Below are 13,068 nucleotides of genomic sequence, written 5' to 3'. Positions count from 1 at the left end.
GGGTCGACGGCCCTCGCCCGGTTCGCGCAGTAGCCGGCCGGCTGCAGGGAACCCGGCCTGCCGCGCCCCTGGATGGAACGAAAAGAACCGTCCCCACGGCCCACTTCCACGGCTCCGCGGAACGAAAAGAACCGTCCCCATGGTCCACTTCCCCGGCGTCCTGGAACGAAAAGAACCGTCCCCACGGTCACGAGAACCGTCCCCACGGTCACCGGGTCACCGGCCGCGGGCCGGCCTCACGAACGGGAAGCTGAGCACCGAACGGATGTTGAGCCCGGTGAGCAGCATCACCAGCCGGTCCACACCGATGCCGAGGCCGCCGGTCGGCGACATGCCGAGTTCCAGGGCGGCCAGGAAATCCTGGTCGAGTTCCATCGCCTCGGGGTCACCGCCGGCGGCCAGCAGCGACTGCCGGGTGAGCCGGTCCCGCTGGTCGATCGGGTCGGTGAGTTCGGAGTAGCCGGTGGCCAGTTCCATGCCGCGAATCACCAGATCCCAGCGCTCGACCAGCCCCGGTGTGCTGCGGTGCGCGGCGGTCAGCGGCGAGGTCTCCTCGGGGAAGTCCACGTAGAAGGTCGGTGTCTGGGTGGCCGGCTCGACCAGTTCGCCGTACAACTCTTCGATGACGGCGCCGGCGCCCCGATGCTCGGCCACCGGCACGCCACGCTCCCGCGCGATCTCGTAGAGCTGGGCCACCGGGGTCGCCAGGCTGATGTCGATCCCGACGGCCTCCGACACCGCGCGTAGCACCGGAACGGTCCGCCACGACGGCGCCAAGTCGACCCACTGCTGCCCGGACGCCGCCGGCGGCAACACCGGCCGGCCGTGCACCGCGATCGCCGCCTCACGAACCAGCCGCTCGGTGAGCGCCTGCACCGTCCGGTAGTCGCCGCCGGGCTGATACGCCTCCAAGGAGGTGAACTCCGGGTTGTGGGTGGCGTCCGCTCCCTCGTTGCGAAAATTGCGGCCCAGCTCGTACACCCGGCCCAGACCGCCCACGACAAGGCGTTTCAGATACAGCTCAGGGGCGATGCGCAGATAGAGGTCCTGGTTGTAGGCGTTGCTGTGGGTGGTGAACGGACGCGCCGTCGCACCGCCATGCACCGGCTGCAGGACGGGTGTCTCCACCTCGAGGAAGCCCTCGGCAGCCAGGGTGCCGCGCAACGCGGCGACCACCGCGGCCCGATTGCGCAGGACGGCGACCTGCTCGGGATGGACGATCAGGTCGGCCGAGCGCCGCCGGAGCCGGGCCTGCGGGTCGATGAGCCCGCCGAACGGAATCGGATGCAACGCCTTCGCGGCCACCCGCCACGAGTGGACCAGCACCGCAGGGGTACCGTTACGCGACCTGCCGCGCACACCGCGCACGACAAGCAGGTCACCGTGGTCGACGTAACGCCGGAAGGCACCGAGACTGTCGGGCAGCCCGGACGCCTCCAGCACCAGCTGCACGGTGGCACCGCCTCCGACCAGGTCGGCGAACACCACCCCGCCGTGGTCCCGCAACGCCCGGACGCGGCCGGCGAAGCCGACCTCTGCGCCGTCCACCCAGGGCGCCTCCGCGATCTGCGCCACGCCGACGTCCAGCGCCTCATCGGCCTCGGGCGTCGGGCCCAGACCGCTGGCCGACAGCGCCCTCAGATGTTCCAGCCGATGTTTCGTCTGCGCACTCCGCCTGGCCTGCGGCGACACCAGCGCCGGCGCCGCGCCCACAGCGGTGACCTGTTCGAGCTCGGCGGCACTCAGCTGATGGCCGGCATCGTCGCTCTTCCGCCCCGGCCAAGGCACGAAGCCCTCCGCCACCCCGACGGCGGTGAGCACCTGCGGCAGCCCGACCCGATCGTCGAAGCAGAGCACCCGCGGCACCCATTCCGGGTGATAGAGCCGGTTGGAGCGGTACAGCCGCTCGAGTTGCCAGAACCGGTCCAGCAGGCCCAGCAGCGACGCGTTCAGCCGCGGTCCGGTGTCGAACTCCTCGGCTTGGGCGAACACCCGGCGGAACATGCAGAAGTTCAGCGACACCCGCTGCACGCCGCGTTGCGCGGCATCCGCCATCAGTTGGCACACCATCAGCTCGGTCACCCCGCCAGGAGCGTCGGGGCTGCGCCGCATCAGGTCCAGCGACAGCCCTGTGGCGCCCCAGGGGACGAAGCTCATCAGGCCCACGGCTTCACCACCGGCGTTCTCGGCGAGCACGAACAGGATCTGCGAATCGGCCGGATCGGCGGCCCGGTTGAGGGCCATCGAGTAACCGCGTTCGGTGCTGCCGTGACGCCAGCGATCGGCCAGCGCGTACAGCTCGGCAACACCCTCGGGCGACAGTTCGGCCTGCCGGACGAGCCGGACCGCCACACCCGCACGACGGGCGTGCTGAGCGGCTCGCCGGACGCCGGGAGCGGGTGCGAACCGACGGACCTCCAGCACCGCCTCGTCGCCCAGCGGCAGTACCCGCAGACCGGCTCGGACGTAGGCGCGGGCGCCCGCGACGGAGGCACCCAGCACGGCCGGGATCCAGCCGTACTCGCGCAGTTCTCGTTGCCAGGCGTCGATCGCCGCCGGCCACGATCGAGGATCGCCGACCGGGTCCCCCGAAGCCACCGACACTCCCGCGACCAGCTGGTAGGTGATCACCGCCCGGCCGTCCGGGCTGAAGATCGAGGACTTGTCCCGACGGGTGGCGAAATAGGACAGCGAGTCGGCGGCACCGTAGTCGCGGATCAGCCGCCGGATGGCCAGTTCACGCTCCCCCGACCACTGGGTCGGGTTGCTGGCTGTGCGCAGGAAGGTGATCACCGTGGCCAGCAACGTGACGGTCAGCACCAGCGAGGTCACCTCGGTGGCCCACGGCGGCAGGGCCTCCAGGATCGCACGGTTGAACGGTCCCGCATCCCCCAACAGCCGCGCGAAGATCGCCACGACGGCGTCCGTGGTCGACGTGGGCCCGCCCGGGAAACCGAGCACCAGCAGATAGCTGACGCCAACCGCGAGCAGCAGCCCACACGACGCGACCAGTCCGGCGCGCAGCACCGAGCCGCGCCGCACCCGGGCGGGGAAGGCCGGCCGCAGCGTCCACAACCACACCAGCGCCACAGCTCCCAGCGGCACCGACGCGATGTCGAACCAACCCGCCAGCGTGTGCTCCAGCCGCCAGGAACGCATCCAGGGGCTGACCGGAGCCTTGATGACCAGGCTCAACCCGAGGTACATCCCGAACAGCTGGCAGACCATGACCGCGATCAGTGCCACCCGTTTGCGCAGCACGAGCGCCACGGTGATCAGGGCCAGCAGCGCGACCGACGCCATCGTCCGGGACAGCGGAATGTTGACCAGGGTGACGAGTTCCTCGAGCCAGTGGAAGCTGTGCTGGCCCCAGCGACCGAACAGCCAGGAGAGCGCGGCGATCAGTGTCGAAGCGGCGTAGGCACCGGTCAGCCAGCGGGCCCCCCGCATCGGCCTCGTGAGATCGCCACGGCCAGACACGTCCAGCTCTCCGTTCCACGCGCCCGTCCGTGAGGGGCGTCCAATCGGGAGGCTACTCCGCATCCGCCACGCTACGACCCAGGTCGTAGCTTTCCCCAGCAGGAGCCAGGGACACCGTTACCGAGCTACATTCGGTTCGGCTCGCAGGTCGGGTCACGAAGGGTGCAGATCATGTTCGAGTTGACGGGCCGCCCACTGCAGATCATGGCGGTGGTCGCGGCAATCCTACTTCCGCTGCTCATCGCCTATCTGTGGTCGCGGCGTCGGTCGCATTCGGGCAATCCACTGCGCCGCGGGCTCGGCGCCCTCGGCCGACTGGGCGTGGTGCTGCTGGCGCAGGTCACGGCGATGCTGGCGTTGTTCCTCTACGTCAACAATCAGTACGACTTCTACGCATCCTGGAATGATCTCCTCGGCATCCAGGACACGGCGCCCCAGCGCCTCAACCCCGCCCTGCTGGACGCCGGGGCCGGCAAGGTCGAGTCGATGCCGGTCCGCAACAACCTGGGAGTGGTCGACGACGTCCTGGTCTGGCTGCCGCCCGGCTACGACGCCAATGCGGCCACGAAGTACCCGGTGCTGGAGTTCCTGCCCGGACAGCCGTCCTCACCGAGCCTGCTCTTCTCGCACTTCAACTTCGGTCAGGTGGCGAGCGAGGCGATCACCGCCGGACGGGTGAAGCCGTTCGTCGCAGTGCTTCCGCCGATCATGATCAGCCCCCCGCGCGATACCGAATGTGTCGATGTGGCCAACGGCCCACAGGCCAGCACCTGGGTCACCCGCACCGTCCCGGACGCCTTGATCAGCCACTTCCATGTGCAGCCGATGGGCGCCAAGTGGGGAATCATGGGGTTCAGCGCGGGCGCTCAGTGTGCGGCCAAGCTGACTCTGCGCTACCCCACCCAGTACAAGGCGGCGGTGGCGCTGGCCGGTGACTACACCCCCTACACCGACGACACCACCGGTGACCTGTTCGGCAACAACAGGATGCTGTGGAACGAGAACTCGGCCAGCTGGCTCTATCGCAGCTACGGCATGCGTGGCAGCAAGCTGTTGATGGTCGCCAGCAAGCAGGACGGCTGGTCGGCGAGGCCTACCGAGGCGATGGCGAAAGAGGCCCGCGGTGATGCCAACGTGACCACCTTGATGCTCCCGGCCGGGGGTCACAACTATCACACCTACGCCCCGTACTTGCCTCAGTCGCTGACCTGGCTGGCCAATCAGGGCGTCCTGAACTGATGCGCCCCCGCAGCCGGCGTCACGCGCTGGTCACCACCGCCTTGGCGGTGGTGGCAGTCGTGGCCCTGACGGTCACTGCGACCTGGACATTCACCTCGTCGGGGAGCGTCACCGCAGCAAAGGCCGCGACCGCCAACCCCACGGCATCCCCCCAGCCGGCGACTCCGACGAGCTCGGCGACGGTGCTGCCCGGCCCGACCACGCTGAGCCCGAACGGCCCCGTCCATCTCGTGGGCCTGGGCGACTCGGTGATGTCGGGCACGAACTGCGACTGCGACGGCATCACGTCCGAACTCGCCGACTCGCTGGCCAAGGTGTGGAGGGTGCCGGTGAGCCAGGTCAACCTGGGTGAATCGGGAGCGACCACCGATGACCTGCTCGACGACCTGACCAACGACTCCCGCACCATGAGTGAGGTGACGAACGCCGACGTCGTGGTCGTCATCATCGGCGCCAACGACCTGACCGACGATCTGGACACCTGGCGCCGCACCGGCTGCGGTCGGTCCTGCTACCAGCCACACGTCCAGCAGATGCAGAATCGGCTGGCCAAGATCCTGGCCCGGATCACCAACCTGGAGGGCAACCGGCCGTTCAGCCTGGTGGTCGACGGGTACTGGAACATTCTCACCGACGGGCAGACCGCGCTGAAGCAGGGCGGCTGGCCCCAGCTCAGCTGGAGCCGCGCGGTCACCGCGTCCGTCGACTCGGCGATCAGGGACGCGGCCAGCACGGCCGGGGCGCACTATGTGGAGCTGCGATCGGTGTTCAGCAACACCCCGGATCCGCTGCTCGCCGACGACGGCGACCATCCCAATGCCGCCGGCGTCGAGGCGATCGCCGAGGCGAATCTACGGGTGCTGCGCGGATGACGGTGGTTGGATAGCGCCATGCCCCAGTTCGGACGTCCTGCAACTCCCGCCACCGAGGCCGTCCGTGCGGCCCGCGACTTCCTTTTCGACCACGCCACCGACTACGACGGCGCGGTCGCCGGCTTCCGGTGGCCGGAGCTGACCGAGTTCAACTTCGCCCTGGACTGGTTCGACGTGGTGGCCGGTGAGCATCCCGACCGGCCCGCGGTGACGATCGTCGACGCCGACCTGAACGTGCAGAGCACCAGCTACGGGGAGCTGTCGCGGCGCTCCGACCAGGTGGCCGCCTGGCTTGCCGGGCTCGGCGTCCGCCGCGGTGACGCGATGATCGTGATGCTGAACAACACGATCGAACTGTGGGAGACCCTGTTCGGGGTGCTCAAGGTGGGCGCGGTGGCGATCCCCACCTCCACCCTGCTGACCGCCGGTGAACTCGAGTTCCGGGTGCGGACGGCTGGCGCGACCTACACCATCGCCCCTACCGCACTCGCCGACCGGTTCGCCGGCCTGCCCGGCGAGGTGACCCGGATCGGCGTCGGCGACCCGGTGCCCGGCTGGACCGATTTCGCCGACTCGCACGGCGGCCCGGACACCTTTGCCCCGGATGCCCCGACCCCGGCCGGAGACACCTGCCTGCTGTACTTCACCTCGGGAACCACCGCGCGGCCCAAGCTGGTCCGGCACACCCAGGTGTCCTACCCGGTCGGGCACCTGTCGACCATGTGGTGGCTCGGCGTCCGCCAGGGCGACGTCCATCTGAACATCTCCTCGCCCGGCTGGGGCAAGCACGCCTGGAGCAACTTCTTCTCCCCGTTCCTGGCCCAGGCGACGGTGTTCATCTTCAACTACGCCCGGTTCGACGCCGGCGCGCTGATGCGGGTGATGGACGCCCACCGGGTCACCACGTTCTGCGCGCCGCCGACGGTGTGGCGGATGCTGATCCAGGCCGACCTGACCCAGCTGCGGCAGCCGCCGCGCGAGCTGGTCGGTGCCGGCGAGCCGCTCAACCCGGAGGTGATCACCCAGGTGCGGGCCGCCTGGGGGTCGACCATCCGGGACGGCTTCGGCCAGACCGAGACCACCTGCTGGGTGGGCAACTCCCCTGGTCAGCTGGTGAAGGACGGCTCGATGGGACGTCCGCTGCCCGGCTACAACGTCGAACTGCTCGACCCGGTCACCGGTGAGCCCGGGCAGGACGAGGGTGAGATCTGCCTGGATCTGGCCCGGCGTCCGCTGGCCCTGATGAGCGGCTACTTCGGCGACGAGGAGTACACCGCCGAGGCGATGCGGGACGGCTACTACCACTCCGGCGACATCGCCAGCCGGGACGCCGACGGCTACCTGACCTATGTGGGACGCGCCGACGACGTGTTCAAGGCGTCCGACTACAAGATCAGCCCCTTCGAGCTCGAATCCGTGCTGCTGGAGCACCCTGCGGTGGCCGAGGCCGCGGTGGTGCCGAGCCCGCACCCGGTCCGGCTGGCGGTGCCGAAGGCGTTCCTGACGCTGGCGGCCGGGGTTGAGGCGTCCGAGGCGACGGCCCGGTCGATCTTCGATCACGCCAAGGCGAACCTGTCCGGCTACCAGCTCGTCCGGATCATCGAGTTCGTCGACGAGTTGCCGAAAACCATCTCGGGCAAGATCCGCCGGGTCGATCTGCGTGGCCGGGAAGCGGCCCGGGTCGCCGGCGAAGAGACCGGGGCGGCCGAGCAGTTCCGGTACTCGAAGAAGCGCTGACGCGGCTCAGTTCCGCAAAGCCGGGACGGCCCACGCCAACACGGTGATCCCGACGCCGATCACCAGCAGCACGGTGGTGTCCACCGCTTTGTTCCGGACGGCGAGCAGGCCGACCCGGCGATTGGGCAGCAGTCGAAACAGTCCGCCCATGGTGATCGACAGCCCGATCAGGGTGCTGCCGGTGCGCCAGTGGCTGGTGGCGACGACGATCAGCCCCACGAGCACGCCCAGCAGCACGCTGGCCAGCGGCCATTGGCCCAGCACCTGCTGGACGAAGGTCTTCGGCGGTCGCTCGCCGGCGGTGGTCATGGCCCCGATCGTGCCACGCGCGGCCGGCACCTCAGTGGAAGAAGTGCCGAGTGCCGGTCAGGTAGAGGGTGACGCCGGCCGCCTGCGCGGCCGCGATCGTCTCGGCGTCCCGCACCGAACCGCCGGGCTGGACGATGGCCCGCACCCCGGCGGCGATCAAGATTTCAGGCCCGTCGCCGAACGGGAAGAAGGCGTCCGAGGCCGCGACCGACCCGGACGCCCGGTCGCCGGCCCGCTCCACCGCCAGCCGGCAGGAGTCCACCCGGTTGACCTGGCCCATGCCGACCCCGACGGACGCGCCGCCCGAAGCGAGCAGGATCGCGTTGCTCTTCACCGCGCGGCAGGCCCGCCAGGCGAACGCCAGGTCGGCCAGCGTGGCCTCATCGGCGGCTTCACCGGCGGCCAGCGTCCAGCTCGCCGGGTCGTCGCCGGGTGCGTCGATCCGGTCCGGCCGCTGCAGCAGCGCACCCCCCGAGATCGGCTGCAGTTGCGCGCCGCGGTGGGCATACGGAACGGCACGCAGGATTCGCAGATTCTTCTTGCGGGTCAGCACGTCCAGGGCGCCGGGCTCGTAGTCGGGCGCGATCAGCACCTCGGTGAACACCTCGGCGACCTGTTCGGCCATCGCCACGCTGACCGGACGGTTGCTGGCGATCACACCGCCGAAGGCCGAGACCGGGTCACAGTCATGCGCCTTGCGGTGCGCCTCGGCGACGTCGGCACCGACCGCGATCCCGCACGGGTTGGCGTGCTTGATGATCGCCACCGCGGGCTCGGTGAAGTCGTAGGCGGCCCGGTAGGCGGCATCGCCGTCGGTGTAGTTGTTGTAGCTCATCTCCTTGCCGTGCAGCTGCTCGGCCTGAGTGATGCCGTCCGGTCCGAAGCCCTGGGCGTACAGCGCGGCCGGCTGGTGCGCGTTCTCGCCGTAGCGCAGGGTGCCGACCTTGTCCCAGGTGCCGCCGATCCAGGCCGGGAAGCCGTCGCCGCCGGACGAGTCGGTGAGCACGCTGCCCATCCAGGAGGCCACCGCGACGTCGTAGCTCGCGGTATGCACGAAGGCGGCGGCGGCCAGCGCCTGCCGCTGCTCCAGGGTGAACCCGCCCTCGGCCAGCGCCGAGGTCAACACCGGGTACTGCGCCGGCGAGGTGACGATGGCCACCGACGGATGGTTCTTGGCGGCGGCGCGCACCATCGACGGCCCGCCGATGTCGATCTGCTCGATGCACTCGTCGACACCCGCGCCGGAGGCGACGGTCTGGGTGAACGGATACAGATTGCTCACCACCAGGTCGAAGGCGGCCACTCCGAGTTCGGCGAGCTGCTCGCGGTGGGACGCCAGCCGGCGGTCGGCCAGGATGCCGGCGTGGATGTGCGGGTGCAATGTCTTGACCCGGCCGTCCAGGCATTCGGGGAAACCGGTGACCTGCTCCACCGGCGTCACCGGCAGGCCGGCGGCGTCCAGCGTCTTCGCGGTCGAGCCGGTGGAGACGATCTCGACGCCGGCGTCGACGAGTGCGCGGCCGAGTTCGACGAGTCCGGTCTTGTCGTACACCGACAACAGGGCACGTCGGATGGGCAGCCGGTCGGTCATGAATCCCCCTGGGAGGCGAGGTCGTTGACGGTATGGACGAGCAGGACGCGCTCGGCCACCTTGATGCGTTCGTGCAGCGAGTCGACGGTGTCGTCGGGCAGCACCCGGACCGGCTCCTGAGCCAGGATCCGGCCGGTGTCGACGCCGGCGTCCACCTCGAAGACGGTGGTGCCGGTGACCTTGACGCCGTGTTCGAGGGCGTCGCGCGGGCCGTGCATGCCGGGGAAGCTGGGCAGCAGCGCCGGGTGGGTGTTGATCGTGCGGCCCCCGAAGCGGGCCAGGAAGGCCGGTCCGACCAGCTTCATGAAGCCGGCCAGCACCACCAGGTCGATGTCCCGGGCGACCAGCAGTTCGGTGAGTTCGGCGTCCCAGGCGGCCCGGTCGGAGCCCTTGACGAAGGGGTGGACGAAGCTGGGCACGCCCGCCTCGGCGGCCCGCTGCAGGCCCTGGGCGGCCGCGTTGTCGGAGCCCACCACGGCCACCTCGGCCCGCAGTTCACCGGCGGCCTGCGCGTCCAGCAGAGCCTGCAGGAGACTGCCGGTGCCAGAGATCAGCACGGCGATGCGGAAGGCCATGGACGGCAGCCTAGTGCCCCGGCCACCGACCTTCTCCCGCTGCGCGACGCCCGGACGGCGCCCCGCGTTCAGTCCTGGCCGATCACCACGGTGTCGACGTCCAGGGGTTCGGTGGGCAGGTCGATCTCTTCGGTGGCAGCCTCGGCGGGATCGGACGCGGGCAGGTGCCGTCCCTTCGTGAACCAGTGCACGACCGCGGCACCGGCACCGCCGACCAGCATCGGCAGCGGGGCCAGCCAGAGCAGGTTGAGCAGCACCGGACCCATCCCGACCAGGCGGGCGGCACCCAGGTCGCCCCGGGACAGCGCCGCCAGCACGAGCACCAGCACCGCCACGGCGAGGCCGGCGCCCACTCCGCGGGCCAGCCAGACGACCAGGCTGCGGTGGGCGCCGGGTGCCGTCCGGGCGGCCACCCAGCCGGCCACCACGCCGACCACGACGCCGCTGATCAGCCAGGTGTAGCTCCACGGGCCACCCGGGCCGGGTTCCGGAACCGCGCCGAAGACCGGGATTGCGGGCAACATGCCGGCGGTGGTCAGCATCGGCGACACCAACGAGCCCACGCCGACGCTGATGCCGGCGCCGAGCACCCAGCTGGACGCCCAGACCAGCAGGTTGGGCAGATAGAGCAGTTGCAGGGCGACCAGCAGCCATGAGCCGACGGCGTCCGGGGTGAGTGCCTCTTCGATCACCGAGATCTGTTGGCTGCCGCGCAGCAGGCCGACGACCAGCACCACCGCGGCGATGGCCGTCATCGTGCCCAGTCCGGCCAGCACCGCCCGTCCGATGCCTCGCAACGCCGCCGGCAGGACAACCAGCGCACGCAGCCGTCGCCCGAGCGCCCACCCGGCACCGAGGCCTCCGACGACCAGGCCGCCGACGATCGCAGGTACGAACCGCGAGCCCGCGCCGGAAGCCACCGCCACCACGACGGTGACCAGGGCATAGCCCGCGGTCGCCAGCGCCCAGGCCCGCAGCGCGCCCCGTCCGTCCAGGTTCTCTGTCGAGGTCGCGCGCAGGCCGAGCCCGGTGACGGTGCGGGCCAGCAGCACGAACAGGGCGCTCAGGCCGAGCGGGGTCAGAGTGACCACCATGCTGCCGATCGCCGCGCCGACGCCGTGCCCGGCGAGCCAGAACTGCCCGGCGAATCCCAGCGCGGTCGGCACCGGCATCGCCATCGCGGTGAACCAGCCGACCATCACCAGGCCGGCGACCAGCAGCCACCCGGCCAGCGCGGACGCCGCGCCGGCGATCAGCGCGACGGGCAGCAGCGGAAACTCCGGCGCGGCGGCAGCGGCCTCGGCCTCCTGGGCGGCCTCCACCTCCGCCACGGTCAGGCGGACGCGGGAGCGGCGGCGTTCGGATCGAGTGGGCATGATGCCCCCATGGTCGCCGAGCGGCCCGGCGTGGCTGCGGCGGACACGCCCGACCGCACTAAACTCGGCCGGGTTCACACGCCGGCCGACCATGAGGACGAGATGAGCGACACCGATTCCGACAAGCCCCGCCGCGCCGCGGACGCTGACGGCGGGCTCGATCGGGAGACCCCCGACGCCGGCGATCAGGGACGTCCGTCGCGCGCCTGGGCGCCTGCCACCGACTCCGCCGCCCCCGCCAGCACCGACGCGGCACCGGATGCACCCGAGGTGAGCACGCCGATCCCGCCGCCCGCCCCGGCACTGCCCGAGCCCGCGCAACCACCGGCCTCAGGACGTCGATTCTCGGCCGAGGATCTCCCGGAGGGCTGGCAGAGCGCCGCCCCGCGGCGCTCCGCGGTCAGTGTGTCGTCGCCGTTCACACCCGATGAGGCGCCGAGCGCAGCCTCGGACGGCGAGAACGCCGATGCCGACGACGATCAGACGCCCGAGACCGATCCGGACGCCGGTGGCGGCAGCCGTCCGCCCCTCGACACCGGTTCCGAAGCCGGCGTCGCCCCCGCACCGGGTGATCGGCGAAAGATGCTCACCTGGCTACTGGGCGGCATCGCCGCTGTCGTCATCATCGGGCTGGTCATCTGGTTGGCTGTGCAGCGGCCCGGCGGCACCGCCTCCCCCGCCGCCAGCGAGTCGGCGACCCCCTCGCCCAGCGCTTCGGCCAGCCAAGCACCGGAATTGACCGACGCCGAACTGATCACCGCCGCTGAGTTGGGGAAGCTCCGCAAGGGCGTCAGCTGGGCGCTGCAGGACCAGTCGGCCAGCCCCGGCGTGCCGCGGCAACCGGCCTGCGTCGAGCTGTCCGCGGCGGGTGGCGGCTCCCCCGATTCCGAACTGAATCACCTGTTCACCGCCAGCAAGGGCGGCGGCAGCCTGCTTCAGGTGGTGCAGGCGTGGCCGGACGCCAACTCGGCCACCACGGCGTTCAGCGCGCTCGTCACCCAGGCGGGTTCGTGTGAGGACAGCCTGTTGGGCAGCACCCAGCGGGTGACCGGCTTCGCCGACGTCGCGACGGCACTGTCGGTGCAGACCTCCGACGGCGCCACCCACAACCTGCTGTTCGCCCGCACCGGGCGCTTCGTGTCCGTCGTCGACGGCGCCGCTCCGGCCAAGGCCGACAGCCTGGCCGCAGATGCCCTGATCACGGCGTCGACCGCGTCGCTGGGACGGCAGTGCGGCCCGGCGTCCGGCGCCTGCCCGTCGAAGAAACCGGCCATGATCGGCACCACACCGCCCGTCACCGACACCGTCGGCTGGCTGGCCTGGGTGGACCTTCCCCGGATCACCGCCGGAGCCGGCAAGTGGACCGCCACCGATCCGCAGGCTCCGAAACTGGTCGGCAGTCAGTGCGAGAACGTCGACCTGAACAAGCTGCCCGGCGCCACCTCGTCCGCCCATCGCATCTACCTGCTGACCAACGACGCGAAGGCGCCGGCGGACGGCTTCGGCATCGACGAGGTGATCTACGGCTTCAACAAGGACTCCGCGGCGAGCGCGATGGCGAAGCAGTTGGCGAAGAACTTCGACGGCTGTGGCGAACGGACCCGCACCGCGTCCGTGAAGAGTGCCGGGGTCAAGGCGCCCGCACTCGACGGCAAGGATCTCAACGCCACCAGCTACCTGGTGACGCAGCGGATCAGCGACTCCAAGACGGTCAACTTCCGGGTCGGCGTCGCGGTGGTCGGTGACCGGCTGGTCTACCTGCTGGCCAACCCGTCCGGCAGCTTCGACTTCAGCGACGACGCCTGGAAGGGCATCGTCGGACGGGCCACCCAGCGGGTCACCCAGTTCCCCTGAGCCGCCTCCACGTCGCTCCGCGAACTGACTGACAC

9 protein-coding genes are annotated in these 13,068 nt (G+C 70.6%); 4 read left to right on the top strand and 5 right to left on the bottom strand.

The window, feature by feature from the left end:
- Positions 1-216: 216 nt before the first annotated feature.
- Complete coding sequence (gene lysX / locus Q0066_RS06635; RefSeq protein WP_298131329.1) at positions 217-3,450, bottom strand: bifunctional lysylphosphatidylglycerol synthetase/lysine--tRNA ligase LysX; 3,234 nt, start codon at positions 3,448-3,450, stop codon at positions 217-219.
- A gap of 201 nt (positions 3,451-3,651) precedes the next feature.
- On the opposite strand from lysX, the gene Q0066_RS06630 reads away from it, so the two are divergent.
- The 3 genes from Q0066_RS06630 to Q0066_RS06620 are packed head-to-tail and all read left to right on the top strand — an operon-like array spanning position 3,652 to position 7,328.
- Positions 3,652-4,719: an alpha/beta hydrolase-fold protein gene (locus Q0066_RS06630; RefSeq protein WP_298131327.1), complete on the top strand. Its 1,068-nt coding sequence runs from the start codon at positions 3,652-3,654 to the stop codon at positions 4,717-4,719.
- On the top strand, positions 4,719-5,591 hold the full coding sequence (locus Q0066_RS06625; RefSeq protein ID WP_298131326.1) for an SGNH/GDSL hydrolase family protein: 873 nt from the start codon (positions 4,719-4,721) through the stop codon (positions 5,589-5,591). The genes Q0066_RS06630 and Q0066_RS06625 overlap by 1 nt, the downstream gene beginning before the upstream one ends.
- Positions 5,592-5,609: 18 nt before the next feature.
- Positions 5,610-7,328, top strand: coding sequence for an AMP-binding protein (locus tag Q0066_RS06620; protein WP_298131324.1), 1,719 nt, complete (start codon positions 5,610-5,612; stop codon positions 7,326-7,328).
- 6 nt (positions 7,329-7,334) lie between these two features.
- Here Q0066_RS06620 and Q0066_RS06615 read toward each other — a convergent pair whose 3' ends face one another.
- The 4 genes from Q0066_RS06615 to Q0066_RS06600 form a co-directional block, all read right to left on the bottom strand.
- Positions 7,335-7,637 carry a DUF3017 domain-containing protein gene (locus Q0066_RS06615; protein WP_298131323.1) on the bottom strand — a complete coding sequence of 101 codons (303 nt, stop codon included), beginning with the start codon at positions 7,635-7,637 and terminating at the stop codon, positions 7,335-7,337.
- Between the two features lie 31 nt (positions 7,638-7,668).
- Positions 7,669-9,228 carry a bifunctional phosphoribosylaminoimidazolecarboxamide formyltransferase/IMP cyclohydrolase gene (gene purH, locus Q0066_RS06610; RefSeq protein ID WP_298131322.1) on the bottom strand — a complete coding sequence of 520 codons (1,560 nt, stop codon included), beginning with the start codon at positions 9,226-9,228 and terminating at the stop codon, positions 7,669-7,671.
- Entirely contained in the window at positions 9,225-9,803 is a 579-nt protein-coding gene (gene purN, locus Q0066_RS06605; RefSeq protein WP_298131320.1) for a phosphoribosylglycinamide formyltransferase, read from the bottom strand. Before purN ends, purH begins: the two co-directional genes overlap by 4 nt.
- A 68-nt stretch (positions 9,804-9,871) precedes the next feature.
- A complete protein-coding gene (locus Q0066_RS06600; protein WP_298131317.1) occupies positions 9,872-11,179 on the bottom strand; it encodes a DUF6350 family protein in 1,308 nt (435 codons plus the stop codon).
- A 102-nt stretch (positions 11,180-11,281) separates the two neighbouring features.
- Here Q0066_RS06600 and Q0066_RS06595 point away from each other — a divergent pair, with 102 nt between their 5' ends.
- Positions 11,282-13,033, top strand: a complete 1,752-nt coding sequence (locus Q0066_RS06595) for a hypothetical protein (protein WP_298131314.1) — start codon at positions 11,282-11,284, stop codon at positions 13,031-13,033.
- The last annotated feature ends 35 nt before the right edge of the window (positions 13,034-13,068 follow it).

It is taken from the genome of Micropruina sp. (assembly GCF_027492755.1).
In the GTDB taxonomy this organism is placed as follows: domain Bacteria; phylum Actinomycetota; class Actinomycetes; order Propionibacteriales; family Propionibacteriaceae; genus Micropruina.
The sequence above is the reverse complement of the archived record's forward strand: the minus strand, read 5'-3'. Positions and strand labels throughout refer to the sequence as shown.